This is a genomic window from Mesorhizobium sp. M1050 (genome assembly GCF_040318715.1).
GTDB lineage: Bacteria > Pseudomonadota > Alphaproteobacteria > Rhizobiales > Rhizobiaceae > Mesorhizobium.
The window spans coordinates 1-24,683 of the sequence record NZ_JAMYMV010000059.1 but is presented as its reverse complement, the minus strand read 5'-3'; the positions used below and the strand labels follow the sequence as shown (position 1 = coordinate 24,683).

Below are 24,683 nucleotides of genomic sequence, written 5' to 3'. Positions count from 1 at the left end.
AATCTATCGTACCCTTCTCCTGCTGCTTTAGGGTAGCGGTATGCGCATCGGCGAGGCGCTTCGCTTGGTCTTGCACGACGTGGACCTGACCGAGCAGATCATCACCGTCCGCGACACGAAGTTCTTCAAAACGCGTCTCGTGCCGATCGGACCAAAGCTCAACTGCGAGCTGGCTGCGCATATCGAACGCCGGCACCTTCTCCCTTTGCCGCGCGGGAAGAATCCCCGTTGTTTACCACGCGCGATGGCCGGCCGTGGCACTATGTGCGGGTCATTTCCTGGTTCCAGCATGTCCGCCGAGCCGCCGGAATCAGTTGTCCTGTCGGAGAGCTTCGGCCACCACGACTGCACGATATTCGTCACACGGCCGCCGTGCATCGGGTGATTGCCTGGTATCGCTCCGGTCAAGACGTGCAACGGTTGCTCCCGCAACTCGCAACCTACCTTGGCCACATCGATACACGTTCAACGCAGCGCTATCTGCACATGACGCCCGATCTCCTCGATGCAGCCAGCCAGCGCTTTGCGCAATATGCAATGGGGGCCAACCATGAAGGATGAGAGCCTCCTTGGTCCGTGGATCCGTCGTTTCCTGTTGGAGCACCTGGTCGCCGAACGCAATCTTTCCCGCAACACCCAAGCCAGCTACCGCGACACGCTTGCACTGCTGCTGCCGTTTGCAAGCAGGCAGGAAGGTCGTGCAATCGATCGTATGACGGTGGAAGAGCTGACACCGGCGATCGTCCGCAAATTCCTGGACCATGTGGAACGTGATCGCCAATGCAGCGAAGCAACCCGTAACCAACGGCTTGCGACCATTCATTCGCTGGCACGCTTCATCGGCATGCGTTCGCCAGTCCACCTGGCCTGGTGTTCCGAGTTAAGGGCAGTACCATTCAAGAAGACGGCAAAGGCCGCGATCGGCTATCTCGAAAAGGCTGAGATGGATGCGCTCCTCGGTCAACCCGACAGGCGTGCGAGTCTTGGGGCGCGCGACCATGCCCTGCTGCTATTCCTGTACGCGCCTTCGCCTCAAGGCGATGTACCTGACGCTCGATTCGGTTCGCCTGCTGCGCGACATACGCCTGGCACAAGAGAGGTTTGGCCGACATCGCCGACAAGCCGGACGGTTCGACTGCCGCCGAGGGCGAGGCATTGCCGCTCGAAGACTTTCTATCCGAGTTGCGGATTGCGTCGCGTGGTGGGGAAGTAACCCGACCGCCCGCCCCAAGCCGGCGGTTAAGCGCGAGCGGCGCAGACCCGATCCGCTCCTTGCTGTCACTGCCGAGCTTGAGGAATGGTTCGAGGCAGAGCGTTGGCGAACGCCACGAGAGTTTGTGAACGCTTGCAGGTCAAATATCCCGGCGTGTATCCCGACGGCCTCATTCGAACCGTGCAGCGTTGAATGAAGATCTGGCGCAGTACGCAAGCCAATGCGTTGGTGTTCGGGCCATTCGCCGATGCCGCGCGGACGGAAATTATAGAGGTCATGCGGTGAGATCATCCCCGGATCGGCAGAGGCTAAATCTCGGGAACAATCAGTGAGGCAATCGAGAACATCCCCAGTGAGGCAACGGCATTATTCTTTGGGAACACTCTTGAGCGAGGCAATACGTGGGCCTTCAGATGTGTCGCGTCAATCATGGTGCGCTCGGGCTTGGGACCTTCGCCGGCCAGCGCGGCGAAGATCCTGTCGAACACCCCAAGCCGGCTCCAGCGGATGAAACGGTTGTAAAGTGTCTTGTGTGGACCCTAGCCCGAGGGCGCATCCTTCCACTGCAACCCATTACGGATCACATAGACGATACCGTTGACAACCCCCGGTCATCGACCTTCGGCACTCCGTGCGACAGCGGAAAATGCGGCGATATCCGCGCCATCTGATGCTCGGAAAGCAGAAACAAATCACCTATCAAAGCCTCTTCAACGGAGCCCGTGAATCACACCTCAAACCAAATTTATAGAAAGCGATACCCGCAATTGAGCCGCGGAAGATCCCCGCACTACGGGTTGATTCGGCGGTAGACCGAGATATGATGTTCGGATCGTTCGGTGAACGCACCTCTCGCCCAATCTCCCCACCGCTCCGCTAGCTCCAGCCCCACGCATTCGGCCATGGTATCGAGTTCCTGGTGATAAACGTAGCGAACGCGTTGCGGTAAACGTCTGACCGACGTACCAGAAAACCAGAGGAGGGTTGAAACCAAGTTCTGGTTTAGTGGATCGTGGACAGAAACATTGAGGATCGTATTCTCATGATCCACTAGCCGCGCCGTTGTGGTTTTCTGGCCGCCGACCAGAGGATTCAAGCTTGGTACACCCAATTCTATCACCAGAACCCCCTTATCATCTAGCGCTTCCGCGGCAGATCGGAGGCAAGCTATTTGCGCTTCGCGCGTGAAGAGCAGCGTGAACGTGCTATAAACGCAATACACCATACTGTAGCGTTGCTCTGATGTGAAATGGGCAATATCTCCCTGCCAAGCCTTGATTAGATCGGTGCGCTTGGCGAGAAGTTTCAACATGCTGCACGAATTATCGATACCTTCGACCTTGACGCCGCGCTCGCTCAACGGCACTCCTACGCGCCCGTCGCCTATACCCAGTTCGAGAGCACTACCCCCGCTGCAATATCGTTCAAGAAAGGTGACCGTCTCGTCTACCTCAGCGACTTTACCTTGCAGGGTGGTGTATTTTTCATACAGCGGAGCGTAAATTTCGCCATAAGTAAAATCATCAGACATGTTCGATTCTCCTGCCACTGGGGTTAGCATTAGCTTGAATTAACTTCATCCCGTACTAGTCGAAAACTGATTTTGTTGCCGTTGCCGAATACGTCTAGTCTCCAGCCGACCCGCGAAACTGGTCCGTGCAAGCACAGGAGCTTGAGGCGATGTTGAACGCTTGCGAACGTGCGCCCGCGTCTCGAGCAAAAAGCGGGTCGCCATAGAACTGAGCACCGCATATTAAGTGACCGCGCACTCTGGGCTGAAGACAGGAGATTCTAACGCGCCGTTAATGTCTACTGCATAGGCTTGTCCCGTCGCGAGCACTGGTCGAGAGATACTCTCAAGCGAAATGGTCGATACAGACATCGAACGGCTCCGTTGCTGGGTGAACGTCGCAGTTCAAAACGCAATAGGTGTGCCAACTCGAAAAAGCGGTGTCAGTCCAACGTGTTGGCTTTTGGCGTCCGATTCTGCCTGTTTGCTTTGTCACAACTTTGTCGGGCTTCCAACTATTGGAGAAGCGAAGCAGATTGTGAAAAGTTTCGCGTCTCAGATGGTCAAGTAGCTCAGCCATTCGGCTTTCGATCGGGTCGCCGGAGGCAGTCACCCGCCTCCGGCTCACGCATAACGTAGCGAGCGGATTTCCCGCATTGCGCTCTTCAGATGGTGATTCACAGCACTGCGAGAGCCTTCAGTTCCCTGTAGGGGAGAGACAGCTTTGGTCGCTGCAATGGAAGACGTGCTTTGACCCGTTGGGAAGTGGCATTTTCCCTTTGCCGGTTCAAACTGACATGGGGTCAATGCATTTGGCATCAGCACCACCATCCCGCTTGCGTTGCGGTAAAGATTCAGAAGGACGAGATCATTCTAAGCGGATCAGGGAGTCCGTTCTCCATCGTTCTGATTCGCCCCGACATAGATGTATGGAATCCCGGAGAACATAGCGGGACCTTCAGAGGCAACAATTTCGCCTTCGTGACTGCGGGGGCGATGTGCAAACTGTGGTCCGACACGCAGTTTACTGCTGGCGTCGAGCGGACGGCCGTCAAACTACAAAGACACCTGGACAGCCTTGTTGCGAAATTTCCCAAGTACATTGAACAAAAGCGCGGCCGCGGTCTGATGGCCGGCCTCAAATGCCGGTCACAGGCGTTGTCGGCCGTGTGCACGATGTCGCATTCGAAAATGGCTGCTGATTGAATCCTCAGGGCCAAATCGCGACGTTATCAAAGTCCTGCCGCCGATAACCATCACCGATGTCGAACTCGATCATGGCATCGCCATCCTTGATCACGCACTAAAGGAGCAAGCCAATGACGATTAACCACGTATCTCAAGAGCCAGCCATCTCCCCTGTTACCGTTAGACACCGAACCGGCTCAATCAGCACTTCGGACATCATCTCAGTCCTGAAAGGTGAGATCACTGCTCTGCACATCAACCAAGCTTTCAGCACCGAAATAGCAGAGGAGATCACCGCAAACTTTGTTGGCAGTCCCGGTCTACAGGAGCGCAAGGATGGGGTGCCAGGCCAATATGTCGGCGCTTCCCATTACAGGAAGGATACAGCCACCTATTTCGCAGAGGCGGAAACTGCGCGACCGTACGTCGACGCCCTTTTTGGCAATTTGGCTGATCCGGTTCGCGGATTGGTCGATGCGTTGAAGCGCGAGCTTCACAAACAGGGCATTGAATTGCGGCTGGCCCGTTCGGAGCACGGTCAGGCTAATGTTTGTCGCGCTCTCAGTTGGTCTGGCAGTGGCACGTTTTTTCCGCCGTGGCGATCCGTGCGATCGCCGCGACGGCGATCGTTGCCGCAATTGGCGACGGCCAAATGTTTGAGTCCGGGCGCGACTTCGCAGCTTGGCTCGGTCTCGTCCCTCGACAGCATTCGACCGGTGGCCGCTCGACATTGCTCGGCATCAGCAAATGTGGAAACTCCTATATCAGAAGGATGCTGATACACGGCTCTCGATGCATGCTGAGGTTCTTCAAGAACGCCGCGACCGCCAACCGGAGGCGTTTCAGTGATTGCCGGATGATCATTCGCATCGAGCAGGGCAAGGGCGGCAAGGACCGCTACGTGATGCTGTCGCCGCAGCTGCTGGAGATTTTGCGCGTCTATTGGCGGTTGAGCAAGCCGGGGCGATGGCTATTTCCTCGGCGCGATGGCCGCGGCCCGATCCACCCACAGACCTTAGGTATCGCCTGTCGAGCAGCCTGCGAGTTCCTGGGCGTTGAGAAGCGGGTGACGGTGCACACCCTTCGCCACTATCTACCCCGCCCGACTATGTCGAGTAGCAGGATGATAGCCCACGATTCCAAGGGTTTATAGGGTAGCATGTAGAGATAGTTTGTAGCCCTTCCAGCAATCCAGCTTGGAAAGGGAGCAAACAATGAAGTATTTCATCAATGATGATTTTGCGTTGTCGCGGCCGCCAGAGGGTCCGGTGGCGAGTTACGTTGTTCCGTTTGCCGAATGGCTCGTTGATCGAGGCTACGATCTTGTTTCTACGAGGAACCAGGTGCGGATGGCTGCGGGCTTCAGTACGTGGCTCCGCCAAAAGGGGATCGAACTAAGCGATATATGTGCGGAGCATCCTGGGCGTTATTTGCTGGACCGAACGCAACGGCCAAAGCGTGGAGACGGCACAGCTCTTCGACATCTGTTGGTTTTTCTACGAAGCCAGAGCGCAATCGCCGAAGAGATTAAGGCCGAGTACAACCTATCACCGGTTGAACAACATGTGCTGGCATACGAGCGGTATTTGCAAGATGCACGTGCGCTGTCTCGTCAAACGATCATAAAGTATCGGCCAGTCGCCCGAGATTTTCTCAACTTTCGCTTCAGCGATGGTGAGGTGTCGCTCGCACAATTGCGTGCCGTTGACGTGACCGATTTCGTGCAACGGAAGGTTCCGCGTCTCAACATGCGAAGCGCGAAGATCATTACCACCGGACTGCGGTCGTTTCTCTCCTATGTGCGTTATCGGGGTGACATCACGTCAGACTTGGCAGCAGCGGTTCCTATCGTAGCCAACTGGTCACTTTCGTCCATTCCCCGCGCGATCGGCCGCGATGAGGTAACTCGTTTGCTCGCCAGCATCGATCGGGATACGCCCATTGGGTGCCGCGACTATGCGATGATCCTCGCATTGGCGCGATTGGGATTACGATCGAGCGAGGTGGTGTCGCTCGAGCTCGGTGACATCGATTGGGTAACTGGACAAATCCGTGTGCGTGGCAAGAACGGTCAACGCAACGACCTTCCGTTGCCAGCGGATGTTGGCGAGGCGATCACCGACGACTTGCGGAAGTGGCGCCCGCGCAATGCCAGCCGTCATGTCTTTTTGCGCGACAAAGCTCCGATCCGCGGGTTCAAGGGGCCGAGTGGACTTGGTTGCGTCGTCCGACGCTCCCTGAAGAGGGCGGGCATCGACGCTCCCACAACGGGAGCCCACCAGTTCCGGCACGGGCTCGCCTCAGAGATGCTGAGTGGCGGCGCCTCGCTGGGTGAGATCGGCGAAGTTCTGGGACACCACCATCTGCAGACAACAGCGATCTACGCCAAGGTCGATCTCGACGCGTTGCGAACACTGGCTTTGCCATGGCCGGGAGAAGCCAATGAGCACACTCCGACAGGCTGTTCAGGAGTACATTGAGATGCGGCGAGGACTGGGGTTCAAGCTGCGAGAGACCGAACGGGGATTGATCGATTTCGCCGCCTTTCTGGAGCCCAACGACACGCCACACATCACGACGGAGCTGGCCCTCGCCTAGGCCCAGCGACCATCCCATGCACAGCCTGCGTATTGGGCGACACGGCTGGGTTACGTCCGCGTATTCGCCCGTCATCGAGCTGCCGCTGATTCGCGAACCCAGATTCCCCCGGACGGTTTGCTACCCTTTCGCCCGAAGCGAGCTCGGCCTTATCTCTATTCAAAGGAAGACATCCAGCGCCTCTTGTCCGCAGCGCTTGAGATGCCGTGCCGATTTTACTCGCTGCAAGCTCAGGCCATGGACATATTATTGCCTGTTCGGGTTGCTGAGCGTTTCCGGCCTGCGCCTCGGCGAAGCCCGTAACCTCAAGCTTTCGGACATCGATTTTGATGCCGCGGTGATGACGATCCGCGGCACAAAATTCGGAAAGTCCCGTCTGGTGCCGATGCACGCATCAACCTGCGCAGTGCTCCGGGATTATCTCAAACGCCGCCGACAGCATTATGCAGCCCAGGCGGCGTCTCCTTATTTGTTCACTTCCCAGTTGGGCAACCGCCTTGATGTGGGAGACATTCATCGAACATTCTATACTCTGTCTCGCCAGATCGGCCTGCGCGGCGCAACTGACAGTCATGGCCCGCGCCTGCATGACATGAGACATGTTTTCGCGACGAACACGCTGGTGCGTTGGTACGTAGCCGAGCAAGATCCCGAGCGGCTCCTGCCCATTTTGTCCACCTATCTCGGTCATGTCACGTGGCCGATACCCAATGGTACCTCACCGGTTCACCCGAGCTGATGAAAGAAGCAATGCGCCGCCTTGAGCGGCGCTATGTTCGAGAAGGACCTTGCAGGAAACCTCTAAAAGGTCTGGAATCGGATGTCCTCAGGGACGCTTCCCACCGCCGGTTCGCGCTGTCTCCATTCCGAAGAAGACTGGAGGCGAAAGGGTTTTGGGTGTGCCCACGGTCAGCGATCGGATCGCGCAGATGGTGGTCAAGCAGATGATTGAGCCGGATTTGGATACCATCTTTCTTCCAGACTCCTACGGCTACAGGCCTGGCCGGGAAAATCGGCTCTGGATGCCGTTGGCGTGACGCGTCAGCGGTGCTGGAAGCATGACTGGGTTCTGGAATTCGACGTCAAAGGGCTGTTTGACATTCTTCCGCACGATCTCTTGCTGAAGGCGGTCAGGAAGCACGTCACATGCAAGTGGGCTCTGCTGTACATCGAAAGATGGCTGGCAGCGCCGATGGAAAAGAACGGAGAAGTCGTCGAGCGCACACGCGGGGCCGTTGTCAGCCCGATCTTGTCGAATCTCTTCATGCACTATGCATTTGATCTGTGGATGACGCGGACGCATCCTGACCTTCCATGGTGTCGATATGCCGACGATGGCCTTGTGCATTGCCGGAATGAGCAGCGGGCAGAAGCCCTCAAGGCGGAGCTTGGTGCTCGACGGGTAGCATGCGGGCTCCAAATGCATCCGACAAAGACCAAGATCGTCTATTGCAAAGATCAAAGGCGCAGAGGGGAATACCCGAATGTCGTGTTCGACTTCCTCGCTATCAGTTCCGACCGCGACGCGTGGCGAACACACAGCGAGATCAGCGAGCGAACTCGCCCGCCGTTTTGCCGCAGTGATACGCGGCAACGATGATGCCGGCCTCGAGCAATGGATCGCCCATGCCGCCAACAGGGACCTGGCCACCCTTGCAGCAGGCATCGGCCGTGACGTTGAGGCTGTCCGGGTGGCAATCACCCAGCCCTGGAGCACGAGCCCCGTCGAAGGTCAGATCAACCGCCTCAAGACGATCGCCAGCAGGCGGACCTCCAGGCCGGCGTCCGGTATCTGCACAGCGACAGAAACGGAGTGGATTGGCGGGAGTATTCCAATCCGATTGTGCAAGCACCTTCGAGGGACAGCTCTCGCTAGTGACTTCCTAGCACATTGCGAGCCGGAACGCAGGCCAACCACACATCAGGGCCAGCGTCTATATATCGCTTCTAGATGACGACGATATACAAACTGCATTTGACGGAAGCCGCCGGGACTATGATGGTTGAATGAACGCAACCGCCAATCGGCCGCAATAATATGCCGAGCGGACAAATATATAAGAGAACAGATGCACAGCGTTGAGACATTTCTGGATCTGCAGAGCGAGGCAACCGAGTGGCGCCGCTACCTTCACCAAAACCCCGAGCTCGATTATCGCCTGCACAAAACGGCCCAGTTCGTGGCGGGGAAACTGGCTTCGTTTGGCATCAATCATATCGAAACGGGGATAGCTGAAACCGGAATCGTCGCATTGATCCAGGGCGAAGGTGGAGACGGGCCGACGATCGGGTTGAGGGCGGACATGGACGCCCTGCCGATTCTGGAAGCGTCAAACAAACCCTGGTCGTCGACGATGCCGGGCAAAATGCATGCCTGCGGCCATGACGGTCACACGGCCATGCTGCTGGGCGCGGCCAAATATCTTGCGAAGTCTCGCAACTTCAAGGGTTCCGTTGCCTTGATTTTTCAGCCCGCCGAGGAAGATGGACAGGGCGGCCAAAGAATGATCCAGGAAGGGATTATGGACCGTTTCGGCATCTCCCAGGTTTTTGGCATGCACAATAGGCCTGGGATAGAAGTGGGAAAGTTCGCCACATGCGATGGACCTAACGCGGCCGCGCTTGATGAGTTCGATGTTGTCGTAAAGGGCAGGGGTGGCCATGCGGCCCAGCCGCATCGGACCATCGATCCGATTGTTGTTGCAGCCCAGATCATTGTCGGCCTGCAAACATTGGTCTCGCGCAACACGGACCCGATCGAGTCTCTCGTCATCTCCGTCACGAAGTTGAATGCCGGCACAGCGCACAACATCATTCCAGAGTGCGCTGAATTGGCCGGCACTGTCAGGACACTTCTGCCCTCCCTGCGGGACTTCGCGGAACGACAGATTGAGGCATGTGCGCGGGGTATCGCCCAGGGATTAGGCGCGGAAATCGAGTTCAGGCATCGGCGGCTCGAACCCATCATGTTCAATCACACTGAAGCGACCAATCTGGCAATCGAGGCAGCACGCGCCCTGGTCGGGTCTGAAGCCGTGAGTGATAAGATGAGACCAAGCATGGGATCGGAGGACTTCGGTTACATGCTTGAGGCACGGCCGGGCGCGTACATCCGTATTGGCAACGGTCCGACTGCTTCCTTGCACCACCCGGCCTATGATTTCAACGATGAAGCCCTGCCTTATGGCATCGGCTATTGGGTAAACCTTGTCGAAACGGCGTTGGCTGTTTGAGACTGCGCCGATCGATCGATCGCGAAAGGCAGGAATCACGTCGCCCTTCCGTAAGTGCATCGATAGCGACTTTTTGAGTAGAGGTCTAGAAGATGTCGGCAGCCCCCGAATGCAACAGCGCACTTGAATCCAGCCTGCTCGAGGCCAGGGACCGCTTCGTCGCGAAGCATCCCCGAAGCTGCGAACTTCACAACCAAGCCCGGACAGTCATGCCGGGCGGAAACACACGCTCCGTCCTGTATTATCAGCCGTTTCCCATTGCGATGGAGAAAGGCGAAGGCAGTACGCTCTGGGACATCGATGGCCATGAGTTTGTGAATCTCTGCGGCGAATACACGGCTGGCCTGTTTGGCCATTCGGAAATGCGGATCCGCGGAGCGGTTCAGCAAGCTATGACACTGGGGCTGAACCTCGCGGCTGTGGGCAGGGCCGAATTCGAGCTTGCAAAGCTCATCTGCGCGCGGGTTCCGTCGATAGAGCTCGTACGCTTCACCAACAGCGGCACAGAAGCCAATCTAATGGCGCTGACGGCAGCCCGCGTCCACACCGGCCGAGACATGATCCTTGCATTTCGCGGCGGCTATCATGGCGGTGTGCTGTTGTTTACGCTCCAAGGTCCGTCCCCGGTTACCGTTCCGTTCCCGTTCGTTTTGGCCGACTACAACGACCCGGGCGCTGCCACCGCGGTGATGGAGCAGAATCGGGAACGGATCGCAGCCGTGATCGTCGAACCAATGCTCGGTAGTGGCGGCTGTATCCCTGCGGAGATCGGCTTCCTGAAAGCATTGCGGAAAGCTACGCGAGAGGTGGGCGCTCTGCTCATCTTCGATGAGGTTATGACATCGCGCATGTCCGATGGTGGGCTTCAAAAGCGCGTGGGAATTATGCCCGATCTCACGACACTGGGCAAATACATGGCCGGCGGCATGAACTTCGGGGCCTTCGGTGGACGGGCCGACGTGATGGCCCTCTTCGACGGGCGCCTGCCGCACGCGGGTACATTCAACAACAACGTCCTGTCGATGGCCGCAGGTCGCGTCGCGTTGGGGGAAATCTTCACACAGGCTGTAGCGGAGGAATTGTACGAGCGCGGCGAGCGGTTGCGGGCATCACTGAACGATCGGCTAATGAAGCTGGGTGTTGCGATGCACTTCAGCGGAGTGGGCTCGCTCGCCACTGCGCACTACCGCGCCCCCATGATACGCTGCCCCTATACTCCGACTGCCCGTGAGGATGGTCTGCGGGAATTGTTCTTTCTCGACATGCTGCAAGCCGGCTTTTATCTCGCCCGACGTGGCATGATCGCGCTGAGCCTCCCGGTCCAACAATCGGATCTCGACCGGTTCGTCGATGCGGTGGGGCAATTCGCGAACATACGTCAGAGGCTGCTCGGGCGAGTCGACGCCGCGGCGTGAGTATGCGCTGCGAGAACCTGAGAATGGAACATGCGATTGAGAAGAAATGAGATGAGGGGGAAGGCAGAGACGGTGCTGGGACCAGTAGACCCGGCGCGCTGGCCCAGACGCTGATGCACGAGCATCTCATCTGGGACGTCACACGGCCGGCTCGGCGGGACGCGTCGACCACGGGCGGTCCGGATCCGCGCGACTACTGGAAGCTAATGACCGGGGCATCGCCGATCCGCGCAACACCACGCAGAGGCTGACGATCGGTGGTCTCGTGCCCGATCCCGATCCCGAGGGCCTGGTCAAGGTGTCGCGGGTGAGTGGCGCGCAGATTGTGATGGGTTGCGTCGACGGCTACCAGGACCCCGAAAACAACAATCGGACCATCGACAGCTTCGCCCAGGAGATGATTGACAAGGCTCGGCTGTCAGTGCTCTCGGCAGAGAGCAGGATGCGGGCGCAGGTGAACCGGAGCAAGTTGAGCGGGTCCTGCAGTTCGGTTCGTTCCTGACCGATGAGGTCGCGGCGCGTTGCCATGGCCGTCCAGTCGCGGCAGATGCAACAGGTCGTAAACGCGTCGTCCGCTGGACGAGTGTGCCGACTGCCAGCCCAGAATGAGGTCGCCTCCCAGTGCTCGGGGATCACGCGGTCATCCGCCTTCGCCGGACGCTGGCTGATCATGATCTCGGATGACACGAAGCTCTGCAGCGCTGGCCCGCGCGTGCCCGGGCAGGGCCCCTCGGCCTTAGAAGAAGGTGCTCGATAGATGGCTTCGTGACTGATCTGCATCGTCTCGTCATTCGGAGGTAGCCAAACGCCGGGCGATCTGCTCCGGGGCCATGCCTTACTCCATCGATGATCCTTTTGTTGTCCATGCCGGCGTCCGTTCCAAGGGACCGCAGGACCATGAACGACACACCGTCAGGAGCCGCGAACTTTCCGGCGATCTTTTCCTCGAGGTCTCGAGGTAGAGGCCGTAGGGCCGGATTCAGCGCAAGCTTGGCGACTTTCGGTCTGATCGCTCGGCGTGCCATTGGGCTGTCGATGCACGATAATCCAAGCCGCTGCTGCGCTTGGCGGCGTTGCGTCGTAGCTCACGGGAGATGGTCGAGGCGGATCGACCAAGGCGGCGTCCGATCTCGCGCTTCGAAAGTCTCTGAACGCAAAAAAGTGCGATCGCCTCACGTTCCGCAAACGAGAGATACCACCCGGACGGAGGCTTGGCCGGAGATCTGAACATCGCTGGTGGCATGCCGCCTGCCGTTTGGAACAATCTGGTTCCGACAGGCTGCAACATACCAGCGGCCAGCGCAGCCTCGCTCGCTGGTCATCCCCTGCGCAATCCCCAGCCAGAACCGCGGGAGTTCAGTTCACCCCGCTGCTGGGGCCGTCCCGGGTGATGGCAATTGCGCCCGTCCAGACCGGTGTGATCGTCGCTTTCGAATGCCCATCGCAAACTCCTTCGTTTGGGTGTTGCTACGATCGTTTGAATCCGCCCAATATTTCTCGATCAAAATACATCGAGCGTCGCCGAGGCCGGGGTCGAGTCTTCGGTTGGCAGCGCGGGAGATCCTGCGACAACGCACAGGCCGGAGCGATCAACGGCTCTACAAGGCCGAGGCCATCTACCGGCGCTGACCGTGGCGCGACTCGAGGCGGTCGAGTTCGCCACGCCCGAATGGGTCGAGTGGTTCACAATTGCCAGTTACTGAAGCCCATCGCCGACAGCCGGCCGAAGGCTAGCACGCTACTACGCCATGCTGGAAGACCAGCCACGGCCGCGTGACTCAAGCGAAAGGGCCTCTGGCAAACCCGGCGCGGTTCAACACCATCTAGGTTCCAGATGGCTATGATATTAATTATATTCTTGTCGATTCCTGCTCTGATGGAACAGGGTGAACATAGCCACCGCCGCTGCAAGAATGGCTCCAAATTCGCAACTTCAGGTGCGGGAACGAGCGTGCCAACGACCATGAACCATAAACACAGGGGAACATCGCATGTGCAAGCTTATAACGATGATAGCAGCTGCCGCATCGCTCACAGTGGCGTCCTTGACGTCCTCGGCTACGGCCAATGCCGGCGCTGTGCTCGACAAGGTGCTGGCCACAAAGACGCTTACAGTGGCCGCCGGGACGAACTGGGGCAAAATGTCATTCCTGAATGACAAACACGAGTTTGATGGTTTTGATGTGGAGGTCGCCAAGGGTGTCGCGCAGCACTTGGGTGTGCAAATCAAATTCGTAACGCCGAGTTGGGATATCGTAGCCGCAGGCAAGTGGCAAGGCCGTTGGGACATGACGATCGGGATGACCCCGACTAAGGCACGGACTGAGTTATTCGATTTTCCAGCGCTCTATGCTTACCAACCAGCCGTAGCCGTGGTTCACAAAGATAGCAAAGCGACAAAGCTCTCCGATCTCGACGGCAAGGTGGTCGGCGCCACAGCAAACTCGACGCTACTGGCATATGTCAATCACAGCCTAATACCGGATTGGATCGGCGCTAAACCGATTCAGTTTCAATTCACGCCGGGAGAGGTGAAAGCCTACGATACCTCCACGGTTGCGTTTGATGACCTGCGACTTGGTGATGGTGTTCGTCTTGATGCGGTCGTCACTGACAAAACAATAGCGCTCGATGCGATCGGGGCCAGCTATCCATTGAAGCTGCTCGGCGGCACCCTATTCACCAGCCCGTCAGCTCTTGTAATCGAACTGGGTGACAAAGAACTTAGTGACAGGATCGCCGCCGCCATCAAGGGCATGAGGGATAACGGGACTATCTCCAAGCTGTCGATCAAGTGGTACGGGGTGGATTACTCCGTCGAACAATAAGGCCTGCGAAGCTGTAGCGGCCCAGCTAGTGGGCCGCTCTTTTTTGAAAGATAGCTCATGCTTTACCAGGATACAGTCGAATCCGAGGTACTCGTCCATAAGCCCTGGTTTGTTGCCTCAATCTTTGCCGTCGTGCTCGCGGTTTTTCTCATGTTCAACCTTACGGGCACCACCTTCGGCGAACTCATGCGCCCGGCCATCGGCGACCCGCTGCAAAGCGGGTTCTATGGGCGTTTCGCGATCGCCTTTATAATTGCAGTCATCTTCTGCCTCAACATCGTGTTGATCGGTTTTGCTTCGTTAAAGTTGCAAATCGGCATCGTATGGCTTGAACTTCTTCTCCTGTTTCTTGACTTCTTCAAATCATTTAACCTGAGCATGCCCTTCATCTGGGAGCATTTGCCCTTCCTGATCACACAGGGGGTGGTGACCACGATCTATGTTTCGGCGGCTTCGCTGGTCTTTGCATCCCTTATTGCGATTTTCGCAGCGGTTGCAAAGCTCTCAAGCAATGGCTTCGCCTACGCTATCGCCAGTTTTTACACGTCATTTTTCCGCGGTCTGCCGCTGCTCATACAAATTTATCTGATTTACCTCGGGCTGCCGCAACTGGGTTTCGTCATCAATGCCGTTCCTTCAGGAATATTGGCGCTGTCGCTTTGCGTCGGCGCCTATATGACGGAAATCTTCCGCGCGGGTATCCAGAGCATCGACCGCGGTCAATGGGAAGCATCACGATCCATGGGTTTCGGCTTCGGCATCACCATGCGCAGGATCATCCTGCCGCAGGCGTTTCCGGTCATCATTCCCCCGATGGGAAACACCTTCATCGCAATGCTGAAAGACAGTTCGCTCGTCTCGGTCCTCGGTGTATGGGAACTGACGTTCCTTGCTCGTACGATCGGTCAGCCGACCTTCCATCACATGGAGATGCTGATAACAGCCGCCTTTATCTATTGGATCATGTCTGCCTGCCTCGAGGTTGGTCAATCACGGCTCGAGCGTTACTACGCAAGGAGCAAGGTACGATGACTGCTAGCAACATAAACCAGTTGAAAGGCCTCGATGGAGGCGATTACTCGAACGCGATGGGTAATGTGCTGCGCGTACCACTTTCATCCCAGGAGTCATCCAGTCAGAAACAGGTGCCAATGAGTGCGGACAAAATTATTGAAGCGACGAACGTCTCCAAGTGGTACGGCACCTTCAGAGCATTGACCGATGTCAACCTCACTGTCCGCAAAGGCGAACGCATCGTCATCTGCGGCCCCTCCGGATCGGGGAAATCGACGCTGATCCGCTGTTTCAACCGGCTTGAAGCGCATCAGGAGGGCGAGATCACCGTCAACGGGATCAGGTTGCACAACAAAATGCGCAACGTGACTGAAGTTCGCAAGAGCGTTGGCATGGTGTTCCAGCACTTCAATCTCTTCCCCCATATGACCGTGCTGATGAACTGCATGGCCGCCCCGATGTGGATCAAGGGCGTGCCCCAAGCCGAGGCCAAGAAGACCGCGCTGAAGTTCCTGGAGCGCGTACGCATTCCAGAACAGGCGAACAAATATCCGGCTCAACTCTCCGGAGGACAGCAGCAGCGCGTCGCCATTGCCCGCTCTCTCTGCATGGAACCCGCCGTCATGCTGTTCGATGAGCCTACCTCGGCGCTCGATCCCGAAATGGTCTCGGAGGTGCTTGAGACGATGACCAGCCTCGCGCGCGATGGAATGACCATGGTCTGCGTCACGCACGAGATGGGCTTCGCCCGCGCCGTTGCCGACCGGGTGATTTTCATGGATTGGGGCAAGATCGTCGAAGAGGGCAAGCCGCACGACTTCTTCACTAATCCACAACACGAAAGAACAAAGCTATTTCTTAGTCAAATTCTGAAACACTGATGGCAAGGCAATCTTCAGGCTACAGCGACTGGGTTTCGTACCGTCCGGCGAGACGGTGCGGCTGCAGGTAGTTCGACAGGATCCGCCTTTGCCATTGAAATCGTGCGCAACGGCGCGGACGAAACCATGGCCCTTGAGAAAGGCGGCATCATCGCACGCTGGCGGGAAACGCCGGACCAGTCTCGGTCGAGGCTGCGGTCAGGGGCCAGCATTCTGCTCACGAAGCGCGCGCCGCATGATCGCCCGTGGTCGACGGAGGCGGAAAGCGCGAGGTGTGCGGCGGCAGCGGTTGCCTGCGATTGTCCTGAGCTTGACGGTTGGGCTACACCGTACAAGCATGGGCGTTGCATACCCGCTGACCGAACACCCTGCTGCTGGACCAATCGGCTTAGCCGGGCATGAATACCTCGTATCCAACCAATTAATGCAGGTTTTGGTCATCGAAAGCCCACAACGCGACGTAAATAAGCTCTGGCTTTCGCTACAATCCTCCAGAGAGTGGTGCCCGACACTCCAGCCAAGTCTAACGTCCTTCACGTCTGCAATCATTCCGATGGAGTTAATATAATGCCGATCAGCAAAGGTTCGCAGGTTTTCCCTCGAACAGAATACCTACGCAGGCTCGCCTCGGTGAAGGAGGAGATGGCGCAGCGTAATGTGGCCGCGCTTGTAGTAACAGAAAACGCGCACATAACCTATCTCACTGGGTCTACCGCCAGATCCTACAACAGAAGAGGTCTTGTTGTTTTGGCTCGCCAAGAGCAGCCGACGTTCATTCTGCGCTGGATGGACGTGCCAGCGGCGTTTCGAGAGACGTTCCTGGATCGCGACAAGGTGATTGGCTATTCTGACGAGTTGATGTTGGATCCCTCCAAGGACGACGGCTATGATGCGGTGATCGATTTCGTCTTGGAGGCTGGGCTCGCAAACGAGCGCATAGGACTCGAGATAGGAAATCTGACGGCCGACGCCGTAGAAAAATTCAAGGCGCTGTTGCCAGAGGCGCGGATCGTAGATTTCTCTGACGTTATCACGTCAATACGGAATATTAAATCTGATCTTGAGATTGCTGTCATGAGGGAAGCGGCAGCCATCACCGACGCGGGTATCCTGCGTGCAGCGGAGGTGATTAGCCCCGGCATGCTGGAAGCGGACGCTATCGCCGAAATTGTAGGAACTCTTGTGCGCGGCGCCAACGGCAAGACTGGAACATGGATCGCGGCCCCATTCCTGTGCGCTTCGCCGAGTATTGGGACTGCACACGTCACGTGGAGTGAGGATGTTCTTCGCCATGGTTCGCAGATAAATTTGGAGATCGCCGGAGTGCGGCATGGCTACACTGTGCCGATTTGCCGGACCTACTCTATCGGCAAACCTTCCGATCGTCTGCTTCGCATTCACGAGGCTCAACTCGCCGGCTTGGAAGCTGGCTTAAGCTCGATCCGGGCAGGAGCGATCATAGGCGATGTCGCAAGCGCAATCCATCGCGCGACTGAGAGGCTGGGCTTCAAAAAGAGATCCCGCCCCGGCTATGGCATCGGCATTGATTGGGTGGAGCGCACACTCAGCCTCCAGGAGGGAAATCTGTCAGTCCTGAAACCTAACATGACCTTCCACATGCATTTGGGTTCGTGGGTAGAGGATGACTTCGGGTACGTGATCAGCGAGAGCATTCGCGTAACCGAATCCGGCGTTGAAGTGCTGACAAAGGCGCCCCGGGAGCTTTTTGTGCTCTAACTGGTCTTCTTGCCGGCAGCCGTCATGCGGCGGTAGCGCGCACAAGCCGCGTCTGCGCCTTCCAGGCGATCTCCCGCACTGTGACTTTGGCAGCCCTTCGAGCCGGACGCGAATGGGCTCCGTGACCCTGGCGGGATAGCGAGTACGCCTCCGGCGAGGCTTTCGATTACCCACATCGTCGGCTTGATCCAATGGAGATGCCGAAGGCGATGTCGTGCAAGCGGGTCATGCCGCGCCAGACGACCATGTTGCCAGGAGGCGGGTCATGTTTGCGGGCGAGATAGCCGCCAAGCATGGCGATTTGCAGCAGGTAGGCGGCGAGCGTGGGCCGTTGGAGGGTGGTCGCGTTCGGGACGCGTCGATCTGGTCGAGCGCAGTGATCTCGGCGAAGGTGAGAACGCTGTCGGGCGCGGCGTCTGGCTTGGCACGCGCCGACATAGTGACGAAGAAAATGCGCCAACTGACCACCGCGATGAGGGCGAGGAACTTGGCCAGCCTCTCGGCGGTTTCGAGCCTTGCCTCCTCCGCACGGCAGCCGGACTTCATGACCTTGTGGAACACCTCCGCCTTCCAGCGCAGGGCGTACCAGCCGAGCTTCTCGACCGCCACGGAGAGATTTTCGACCGGCAGGTTGGTCACCAGCTTCCAGTCGATCGGCTCGCGACCGGGCGGCGGATTCTCCTCGAGGGCGTGGATGTAAGTCAGAACCTGCGGACTGTAGCGCTTCTGCTTGCCCACCGGCGGCAAGGTATTGATGGCGGCGAACTTCACCTGCAGCCAGGTCGTCTCGTCCTGATCGACCGTAATGCGATGACGTCCCGCCCAAGGCGCCGCCGCAAGTTGGGCAAAGACGCGATGAGCAGGATCGTGTGGGGCAGCATCAGCAGGCCGCTCGGCCAACCTGTTCGTCTGCACCCGCACGAGGAAGCTCGTACCAAGTCCTGCGCGGTGCAATAGAGCTCGTAGATGTCGCTCTCCCGGTCACCCACATGCACGCAGCGCTCGGGCGCGCCAACGAGGGCGATGGACTGGCGTAGGTTCTCCAGCCAGCGGTAGCTCTCCTTCGTCTCGATCGGCACGCGCGTGCGATTGATGTGCCGCTTGAGCGCGAGCGTTCCCTTGAATTTCGTTCGTGTCCAGAACTTCACTGCCGTGACCGAGGGGTGTGCCGGTGAGGGTGACGGCCAAGCTCGAATGAATCAGCACCCCGCACAAATTGGGCTGCCCAGCCTTGTAGCGCCCGGTGTTGATGGTCTTGGTGAAGCCGATTTTGCCCGGCTGCGTGCGGCTGTAGATAAATTCGGTCGTGTCCTGCAGGATAAGGATCGGACCTTCGTTCGCCGCAACGCGCGCTGCAGTCGCAGCGAAATGGCCGGCGAGAACGGGACCAGACGCTTGTCGGGAAGGGCCGCCGCGCAAAGCTCTTCCTGCCAAGCGGCTTCGCTGCTGCTGGTCTTGTCTCGCATCCGTGACGCCTCCGTGATTCGGCGTCACGGACAGAATCACGGCAGATTCATACTGGGCAATAGGCCCGCCGACGATGTGGGTAATCGAAAGCTTCACCGGATGGGTACGATAGCGATAGCTCCAGGCACCCTCCACCAGGACGCGGCGGGCGCGGCGATTGCCGGCAAGCGTCACGCACGCTTACCGTGTCGCCGGTTGATTGCTCCGAGGGCACGAGGCCGAGGCCATCAACTGCCGCGGATTGTCGAAGCGGCGGACGTCGCCGACTTCGCTGACAAAGGTGACGGCAAACAATGAGGGAAACACCACGAAGCGCCTGATAGGCCGCCACCACCGGCGCCATGACCAGTTCGGCACGAGTTCGACGAGCTGCGCATCCAGCCGATCCAACCGGTCTTGTACATCGGCAATCACATCGATCTGGTCCTGGAACACGATCTGCTGGGCTGGATGGTCGAACTTTTGCGCCGCGAGCCAGCGGGCATGCGCCGGGCTCCAGTTCTTGCGGCCGGTAAATATCCGACCAGGAGCTGCTGGCGCTTCTTGCGGAGATCCTCGCTCGCCGCGCAACGAACACGCACCAGATCTCGCACTGCTCCATGCACCGCATCTGGAACCTATATTCCCTTCAACTCGCAGGCGCGCAGCAGCCGCTCCAGGCTGACCGCATCGCGCCGGTTCGTCTTGACGCGCTCGCCCGCACGCTTGGGATCAGCGAGGGCGCAACGACATCGCAGCGGTGGCCGAGATCAACGATCTGGCGATAAAAACCGTAACCAGTCGGGCCGCTTCGTAGCAAAAATGCAGGCGGGGACACTCTTTCTCCAGCTTGCGCACGAACCGCTCCACCGCCGCCGGTGCCGCCTCGATCTCGCCGAAATACCGCACCTCTCCATTGCGTCCGCTCTCGGCATTTGCACGTGCCTAGCCTTCGACACGTCGACACCGACGAAAAAACCTTATCCTCTTTCATGGCCCGTCCTTCCTTTGCGGGGGGCTCGGCTCGGCACTCCCGAGCAATCCCCGTTTTGCTTACTGCCGCAAAGTCTAAGGGCCGGCCACCCCGCAGACCACGGTCATAACGTCTAGTAGAACCGTTACCGTGACAGCTTCAACTCGAAGCTCGAGGATAGCTCCTCGACGCGAGATCTTCTACAACCCTCTCGGAAGCCCGCATTGTCAGGAATTTGGCGCCGCCAGTATACAAAGCGCCTGCAGTCATCACTCATCGCCGGGTCCCACTTTCTCCGAAGGTCGTGCAGTGGCCGGCTTCGATCCGCGATTACAACGCGATGCAGTTAGGGACTGAGACCGGACCACCTGGTTGAGCAGGCCAACTCTGCGAGAAGATTGCACCATCTACCTTTGGGATCAGTCATGCAGAACGCATCGCCGTTCGATCTCGATGCTAGATGTCGCCGATATGCAAACTGTATTTGTGGAAAGCCGCTCACAATGGCACCAGAGCGAGGACGGTGGAGGCCAAACGCCGGTCGAAATGCAGGAAGCCTCGAGGATAGAATTGAACGGCATCTTCATCGTCGTCGCCAACATCGTCGTCGACATCGCCTAGGCATGCTCGATCCGCGCGTCCGCTAAGGAAAGCCCATGCCCGTCTCTACCTACACCATCCCCGGAATGCACATCCGCGATCATCTTATGCCGGTGCCGCTCGACTGGTCGAAGCCTGAAGGCGAGACGATCGAGATCTTCGTGCGCGAGGTCGTCGATTCAGCGCGCCAGAACGACGACCTGCCGCTGCTTGTCTTCCTGCAAGGCGGTCCAGGCGGCAAGTCGCCGCGGCCGACCGTCGGCAGTCCGCCCTGGCTCGCCGAGGCGCTGAAGACGCACCGCGTCGTCTTGCCCGACCAGCGCGGCACCGGGCGCTCCACCCGGATCGAATCCACGACCATGACACGGTTCGCGGACGCGGAAGCGGCAGCCGACTACCTGCTGCTGTTTCGCGCCGACTCGATCGTCGACGACTTCGAGCATGTCCGCAAAAGCCTGTTCGGTGGCCGGCGCTGGCAGTCGCTCGGGCAGAGCTATGGCGGCTTCCTGACGCTCACCTATCTCTCACGCTACCCCGATGCGCTCTCTTCCTGTTACGTCGCCGGGGGCCTCGCGAGCCTCGCGCCGTCAGCCGATAAGGTCTACCGGCGCACCTATCCTCGCGCGGCGCAGAAGACGGCGCGCTATTACAAGCGCTTCCCCGAGGACGTCGGCCGCGTCGCCGAGCTTGCCGATTTCATCGATGCCAACGATGTTCATCTGCCCGACGGTGACCGGCTGACTGTGAAGCGTCTCCAGACCGTCGGCATGGATCTCGGCATGGCGCCCGGGCTGGAGAACGTCCACTGGCTGATCGACGAGGCTTTCTCCGCCCCCGGCCGCCTGTCGGATCATTTTCTCGCCAGTATCATGACGCTGACCAGCTATGACAGCTATCCACTGTACGCTGGCCTCCAGGAAAGTATCTACGGTCACGGTCGTGGCGCGACCCGCTGGGCCGCCGAGCGCGTCAGCGCCGAGCATCCCGAGTTGGCCCCCTCGGCGCGGCCCCTGCTCTTCCTCGGCGAGATGACGTTTCCCTGGATGTTCGAAGAGATCCGTTCGCTGCGGCCCTTCCGCGCTGGAGTCGAAGCGCTGGCTGCGCGCGAGAGCTACCCCGAGCTTTATGACCGCGCGCGGCTCGTCGCCAACCCGGTGCCGGTTGCCGCAGTGGTCTATTACGACGATCCTTACGTCGATGCTGGCCTTTCTCTCGACACCGCGGCCGAGGTCGGCAATCTCACCCATTGGGTCACCAACGAGTTCGAGCACGACGGTATCCGGCAAAGCGCCAAGGTGTTCGAGCGGCTGGTCAATTTGGTGAAGGAACGTGGTGGGCCGATCCAATAAATCGATCTACGACTTGTGGGCTGCATCGCGTTAAGGGCTCGCGAAGCTTGATCGTCACCCCCGCAAATCCGCGTCTCCGCGCAACAAGAGCAAGAAGGTTATGGATCGCGGGCGATCCAGCGAGGTGCCGCTTCTGGTTCGGGCCCTTGGCTTGCATGTCGTCTACACATCGCTGAGCAGGCGATCCTGAACCTCGAACTCGTACCCGACAGCGTCCTTGACGAGGTGAGCCTCACGGAGAAATTCGAGATGTCGCGGACGCAAATCCGCGAAGCGCTGGTCCGCCTTTCCGGTGAGGGACTGGTCACGACGCTCCCCAAACACACGACGTCGTCACCCCTTGCCATCGTATTTTGATGCGCTGAGTCTTATGTACCGTCTCACGACCGACGCCGCAATGAAGCTGGTATATCTGGTTCTCAACCACGCCGCCGAGGTATAGAAACCGCGCCGCGCGAGTGGTTCGAGGCCGGGACACAATTCGCCTTCGGCGAAAGGTCCGTCAGCCAATGACGACAACCGGCCTCACGCACAAGAGTCCTGACAATCCCCCGCCTGAGCGGGCGCTGGTTCTGTGCGTGGACGAGAAGAGATCCCATGGCGAATGGATAGCGACCGACGCTCTGGCACAGTGAGAGTGCTGACCCCCACTCTGGAAGGGACCATGCAAATCACTGACCGAGCCGCTATCCGCAACGATCTGCGAGTCGTCAACGAGGCTTTCGTTGAAGAACGCTCGTCCTTGCTGCGGCTGCCATTGGCCCCGTTCCGCTCCGTCCTGAAGCTGGAGCGGCGCATCTCGCGCGAAGGCATCGTCAGCGTCGGCGGCAACTCCTACAGCGTGCCGGATGCGACGCGCAGCAGGCTGGTCGAAGTCCATTCGCTCGCAGACGAGGTGCGTATCTTCGAGAATGCGTTGATCGCTGTCCATCCCGCCCTGGAGGGCCGCAAGCAACGACGCGTGCATCCCGATCACCGACGAAGCATGACATCTCGTCGCTCCTGGCCGAAGGCAAATGACAGTGGCGTCACCTCCAGGGGACCGGCAGTCGTGCAGAGGTCCCTAGCTTTTTATGATGCCGTCGGCAAGGCGATGGCACGGGAGAACCGCCCATGACCCCTCCCTTGATGCCATGCCGTCGATGATCGATTTGTCGGACTGAAGATGCCCCGCGCGCTCGAAGAACTCGACCACGTCGTGCGTCCCTCGAGCATGGAGAACTGTCGGCGCTGGAGGCGCGCGTCATCGCGTTGTGTGAACTCGGTCACCACCAAGAAGTGCCTCAGAGCCCTTATTCCTCACGCCGAACACATAAGGCGACGAAGACTGAGTCCTCAGCTTTTTTAGCTTGAGAAAACAACAGTTTTATTGCCGTTCAAAATAACCCGGTCCTCAAGGTGGAGGCGAACGGCGCGGGCCAGGACCTGGCGTTCAATATCGCGTCCCTTGCGGATCAGATCATCCGGCGTGTCCTGATGGGATATGCGCTCAACGTCCTGTTCGATAATCGGTCCTTCATCGAGGTCCGACGTGACGTAATGGGCCGTCGCGCCAATCAGTTTCACCCCACGCCGATGCGCTTGGTGGTAGGGCTTCGCTCCCTTGAAGCCGGGCAGGAACGAGTGGTGGATATTGATGCACCGCCCTGCCAACCTGGCCGCAAAACCGTCTGACAAGATCTGCATGTAGCGCGCGAGAACAATAAGATCGGGCTCCGTGCGCTCGATCAACTCAACAAGTTTCAATTCCTGTTGCGCCTTGTTGTCCCGGCTCACGGGAAGGTGGAAGAACGGGAGATCCTTGAGGTCGGTCGAGGCGAGATGTTCGCGCCCATGATTAGAGACCACCGCTGTCACCTGCATCGGGAACTCGCCAACGCGCCAGCGATTGAGAAGATCGGCAAGGCAATGATCGAACTTCGAGACCAGCAACATTACTTTCTTGGGTAAAGATAGCGGCCGCAGGGTGTAGGTCATATCAAGGCGCCAGGCGAGTTCCGCAATCCCACCGGCCGGTTCCTTATCGGATGTCGCATCGCCGAGGCGTGCGAAGACCACCCGCATGAAAAACAGTCCAGTTTCGGGGTCACTGTATTGCTGGGCTTCGAGAATGTTGAATCCGGTTGAGTAAAGCAGGCCCGCAACTGCGGACACGATCCCTGGCTGGTCCCCGCATGACAGCGAAAGGACCATAGACTGGTCTGATGACATTGGCGAAGGGTCCTAATGATCTGTTGGGGCCTTGAGGAGCTCCGGCGCGATCAGTTCCTCCACGCGGCGCCACTCGCCCTTCACGCGGCTACGGCCGGCGTCATAGAATGGCCGCAGAGAAGCTATGGCGGAATAGCGCTCCCCAGCGATCTCGATCTCGAATGACCCTCGGGACAGCCAGTCAGCCGTCGCCCCCGCTTCTGACGTGAGATATCCCATGCCGATGCCACAGCCGACAGTGTGGCCAAATCCGGCCGAGCGCAGATATCCGACGAGGCTTCCATTACGCCAAACGGGCTCAGTGCCGAACATCAATGACTTGGCATCGGGCGCAGCGAGCTGGACCAACCGTCGGCGCAAGGGCTTGCCGCGCTGGGCCTCCAGGGCCGCGCGTCCGATGAAATCGTCAGCCTTATCCCAGGCAACCGTGAACCCTAGTCCCGATTCCAAGGGGGTGTCTTCGTCACCAACATCTGAACCCCAGTCA

Annotated in this window: 22 protein-coding genes and 6 pseudogenes; 19 read left to right on the top strand and 9 right to left on the bottom strand. The window is 58.6% G+C overall.

From position 1 onward, the window contains the following. Positions 1–40 precede the first annotated feature (40 nt). Positions 41–385 (top strand): site-specific integrase, encoded by a 345-nt coding sequence (locus tag NKH57_RS25725; RefSeq protein WP_352948458.1) that lies wholly within the window; start codon positions 41–43, stop codon positions 383–385. Between the two features lie 165 nt (positions 386–550). After that, complete coding sequence (locus NKH57_RS25715; RefSeq protein ID WP_352948419.1) at positions 551–1,213, top strand: tyrosine-type recombinase/integrase; 663 nt, start codon at positions 551–553, stop codon at positions 1,211–1,213. 401 nt (positions 1,214–1,614) lie between these two features. Here NKH57_RS25715 and NKH57_RS25710 read toward each other — a convergent pair. Further along, a pseudogene (locus NKH57_RS25710) lies at positions 1,615–1,880 on the bottom strand (transposase); the annotation flags it as partial. Between the two features lie 123 nt (positions 1,881–2,003). Continuing rightward, complete coding sequence (locus NKH57_RS25705; RefSeq protein ID WP_352948416.1) at positions 2,004–2,744, bottom strand: class I SAM-dependent methyltransferase; 741 nt, start codon at positions 2,742–2,744, stop codon at positions 2,004–2,006. A gap of 852 nt (positions 2,745–3,596) precedes the next feature. Between NKH57_RS25705 and NKH57_RS25700 the strand changes: the two are divergent. From NKH57_RS25700 to NKH57_RS25665, 8 genes and pseudogenes are all read left to right on the top strand, one after another. Next, positions 3,597–4,053, top strand: a pseudogene (locus NKH57_RS25700) (aminotransferase class III-fold pyridoxal phosphate-dependent enzyme); the annotation flags it as partial. A gap of 468 nt (positions 4,054–4,521) precedes the next feature. After that, positions 4,522–4,716, top strand: a pseudogene (locus NKH57_RS25695) (transposase); the annotation flags it as partial. Continuing rightward, positions 4,708–5,064, top strand: a complete 357-nt coding sequence (locus NKH57_RS25690; protein ID WP_352948448.1) for a tyrosine-type recombinase/integrase — start codon at positions 4,708–4,710, stop codon at positions 5,062–5,064. The pseudogene NKH57_RS25695 and the gene NKH57_RS25690, both read left to right, overlap by 9 nt. Before the next feature lie 61 nt (positions 5,065–5,125). Then, on the top strand, positions 5,126–6,391 hold the full coding sequence (locus NKH57_RS25685; protein ID WP_352948413.1) for a site-specific integrase: 1,266 nt from the start codon (positions 5,126–5,128) through the stop codon (positions 6,389–6,391). Positions 6,392–6,525: 134 nt separating this feature from the next. Next, positions 6,526–7,248 carry a tyrosine-type recombinase/integrase gene (locus tag NKH57_RS25680; protein WP_352948410.1) on the top strand — a complete coding sequence of 241 codons (723 nt, stop codon included), beginning with the start codon at positions 6,526–6,528 and terminating at the stop codon, positions 7,246–7,248. A gap of 294 nt (positions 7,249–7,542) precedes the next feature. Then, positions 7,543–8,109, top strand: a complete 567-nt coding sequence (locus NKH57_RS25675) for a reverse transcriptase domain-containing protein (protein ID WP_502907342.1) — start codon at positions 7,543–7,545, stop codon at positions 8,107–8,109. A 469-nt stretch (positions 8,110–8,578) separates the two neighbouring features. Further along, entirely contained in the window at positions 8,579–9,742 is a 1,164-nt protein-coding gene (locus NKH57_RS25670; RefSeq protein ID WP_352948407.1) for a M20 aminoacylase family protein, read from the top strand. A gap of 92 nt (positions 9,743–9,834) precedes the next feature. Beyond that, positions 9,835–11,157, top strand: coding sequence for an aspartate aminotransferase family protein (locus tag NKH57_RS25665; protein WP_352948404.1), 1,323 nt, complete (start codon positions 9,835–9,837; stop codon positions 11,155–11,157). Positions 11,158–11,668: 511 nt separating this feature from the next. Here NKH57_RS25665 and NKH57_RS33885 read toward each other — a convergent pair. Next, positions 11,669–12,599, bottom strand: a pseudogene (locus NKH57_RS33885) (transposase); the annotation flags it as partial. Between the two features lie 46 nt (positions 12,600–12,645). Here NKH57_RS33885 and NKH57_RS33880 point away from each other — a divergent pair. The 5 genes and pseudogenes from NKH57_RS33880 to NKH57_RS25630 form a co-directional block, all read left to right on the top strand. Next, positions 12,646–13,001, top strand: a pseudogene (locus NKH57_RS33880) (hypothetical protein); the annotation flags it as partial. A gap of 147 nt (positions 13,002–13,148) precedes the next feature. Beyond that, positions 13,149–13,985 (top strand): transporter substrate-binding domain-containing protein, encoded by an 837-nt coding sequence (locus NKH57_RS25645; RefSeq protein WP_352948398.1) that lies wholly within the window; start codon positions 13,149–13,151, stop codon positions 13,983–13,985. 57 nt (positions 13,986–14,042) lie between these two features. Then, on the top strand, positions 14,043–15,017 hold the full coding sequence (locus NKH57_RS25640; protein ID WP_352948396.1) for an amino acid ABC transporter permease: 975 nt from the start codon (positions 14,043–14,045) through the stop codon (positions 15,015–15,017). 119 nt (positions 15,018–15,136) lie between these two features. Continuing rightward, on the top strand, positions 15,137–15,880 hold the full coding sequence (locus NKH57_RS25635) for an amino acid ABC transporter ATP-binding protein (RefSeq protein ID WP_352948446.1): 744 nt from the start codon (positions 15,137–15,139) through the stop codon (positions 15,878–15,880). A gap of 567 nt (positions 15,881–16,447) precedes the next feature. After that, positions 16,448–17,617, top strand: coding sequence for a M24 family metallopeptidase (locus NKH57_RS25630; protein ID WP_352948393.1), 1,170 nt, complete (start codon positions 16,448–16,450; stop codon positions 17,615–17,617). A 225-nt stretch (positions 17,618–17,842) separates the two neighbouring features. Here NKH57_RS25630 and NKH57_RS25625 read toward each other — a convergent pair whose 3' ends face one another. From NKH57_RS25625 to NKH57_RS33865, 4 genes are all read right to left on the bottom strand, one after another. Then, positions 17,843–18,538 carry a hypothetical protein gene (locus NKH57_RS25625; RefSeq protein ID WP_352948391.1) on the bottom strand — a complete coding sequence of 232 codons (696 nt, stop codon included), beginning with the start codon at positions 18,536–18,538 and terminating at the stop codon, positions 17,843–17,845. A 60-nt stretch (positions 18,539–18,598) separates the two neighbouring features. Beyond that, on the bottom strand, positions 18,599–19,258 hold the full coding sequence (locus NKH57_RS33875; RefSeq protein ID WP_502907341.1) for a hypothetical protein: 660 nt from the start codon (positions 19,256–19,258) through the stop codon (positions 18,599–18,601). 6 nt (positions 19,259–19,264) lie between these two features. Continuing rightward, entirely contained in the window at positions 19,265–19,654 is a 390-nt protein-coding gene (locus NKH57_RS33870; RefSeq protein ID WP_502907340.1) for a hypothetical protein, read from the bottom strand. Between the two features lie 141 nt (positions 19,655–19,795). Next, on the bottom strand, positions 19,796–19,972 hold the full coding sequence (locus NKH57_RS33865; RefSeq protein ID WP_502907339.1) for a hypothetical protein: 177 nt from the start codon (positions 19,970–19,972) through the stop codon (positions 19,796–19,798). A 535-nt stretch (positions 19,973–20,507) separates the two neighbouring features. Here NKH57_RS33865 and NKH57_RS25615 point away from each other — a divergent pair. The 4 genes and pseudogenes from NKH57_RS25615 (at position 20,508) to NKH57_RS25600 (ending at position 23,102) form a co-directional block, all read left to right on the top strand. Continuing rightward, positions 20,508–20,657: a hypothetical protein gene (locus NKH57_RS25615; protein ID WP_352948389.1), complete on the top strand. Its 150-nt coding sequence runs from the start codon at positions 20,508–20,510 to the stop codon at positions 20,655–20,657. A gap of 35 nt (positions 20,658–20,692) precedes the next feature. Next, positions 20,693–21,985 (top strand): alpha/beta fold hydrolase, encoded by a 1,293-nt coding sequence (locus NKH57_RS25610; protein ID WP_352948387.1) that lies wholly within the window; start codon positions 20,693–20,695, stop codon positions 21,983–21,985. Positions 21,986–22,085: 100 nt separating this feature from the next. Then, positions 22,086–22,382, top strand: a pseudogene (locus NKH57_RS25605) (GntR family transcriptional regulator); the annotation flags it as partial. 267 nt (positions 22,383–22,649) lie between these two features. Next, positions 22,650–23,102, top strand: coding sequence for a Mu transposase domain-containing protein (locus NKH57_RS25600; protein WP_352948384.1), 453 nt, complete (start codon positions 22,650–22,652; stop codon positions 23,100–23,102). 227 nt (positions 23,103–23,329) lie between these two features. Here the strand turns inward: NKH57_RS25600 and purU are convergent, their stop codons facing one another. Both purU and NKH57_RS25590 read right to left on the bottom strand, forming a co-directional pair. Beyond that, a complete protein-coding gene (purU, locus tag NKH57_RS25595) occupies positions 23,330–24,196 on the bottom strand; it encodes a formyltetrahydrofolate deformylase (protein WP_502907338.1) in 867 nt (288 codons plus the stop codon). A gap of 12 nt (positions 24,197–24,208) precedes the next feature. Then, positions 24,209–24,683: glycine cleavage T C-terminal barrel domain-containing protein (locus tag NKH57_RS25590; RefSeq protein WP_352948382.1), on the bottom strand; the 475-nt coding region annotated here is incomplete at its 5' end.

Coding starts and splice junctions, on each gene's coding strand:
- NKH57_RS25635 (WP_352948446.1), top strand. CDS start 15,137: ATGAGTGCGGACAAAATTATTGAAGCGACGAACGTCTCCAAGTGGTAC.
- NKH57_RS25665 (WP_352948404.1), top strand. CDS start 9,835: ATGTCGGCAGCCCCCGAATGCAACAGCGCACTTGAATCCAGCCTGCTC.
- NKH57_RS25615 (WP_352948389.1), top strand. CDS start 20,508: ATGCAAACTGTATTTGTGGAAAGCCGCTCACAATGGCACCAGAGCGAG.
- NKH57_RS25645 (WP_352948398.1), top strand. CDS start 13,149: ATGTGCAAGCTTATAACGATGATAGCAGCTGCCGCATCGCTCACAGTG.
- NKH57_RS25725 (WP_352948458.1), top strand. CDS start 41: ATGCGCATCGGCGAGGCGCTTCGCTTGGTCTTGCACGACGTGGACCTG.
- purU (WP_502907338.1), bottom strand. CDS start 24,196: ATGTCATCAGACCAGTCTATGGTCCTTTCGCTGTCATGCGGGGACCAG.
- NKH57_RS25610 (WP_352948387.1), top strand. CDS start 20,693: ATGCCCGTCTCTACCTACACCATCCCCGGAATGCACATCCGCGATCAT.
- NKH57_RS25640 (WP_352948396.1), top strand. CDS start 14,043: ATGCTTTACCAGGATACAGTCGAATCCGAGGTACTCGTCCATAAGCCC.
- NKH57_RS25715 (WP_352948419.1), top strand. CDS start 551: ATGAAGGATGAGAGCCTCCTTGGTCCGTGGATCCGTCGTTTCCTGTTG.
- NKH57_RS25680 (WP_352948410.1), top strand. CDS start 6,526: ATGCACAGCCTGCGTATTGGGCGACACGGCTGGGTTACGTCCGCGTAT.
- NKH57_RS25690 (WP_352948448.1), top strand. CDS start 4,708: ATGCTGAGGTTCTTCAAGAACGCCGCGACCGCCAACCGGAGGCGTTTC.
- NKH57_RS25685 (WP_352948413.1), top strand. CDS start 5,126: ATGAAGTATTTCATCAATGATGATTTTGCGTTGTCGCGGCCGCCAGAG.
- NKH57_RS25670 (WP_352948407.1), top strand. CDS start 8,579: ATGCACAGCGTTGAGACATTTCTGGATCTGCAGAGCGAGGCAACCGAG.
- NKH57_RS25630 (WP_352948393.1), top strand. CDS start 16,448: ATGCCGATCAGCAAAGGTTCGCAGGTTTTCCCTCGAACAGAATACCTA.
- NKH57_RS25705 (WP_352948416.1), bottom strand. CDS start 2,744: ATGTCTGATGATTTTACTTATGGCGAAATTTACGCTCCGCTGTATGAA.
- NKH57_RS25600 (WP_352948384.1), top strand. CDS start 22,650: ATGCAAATCACTGACCGAGCCGCTATCCGCAACGATCTGCGAGTCGTC.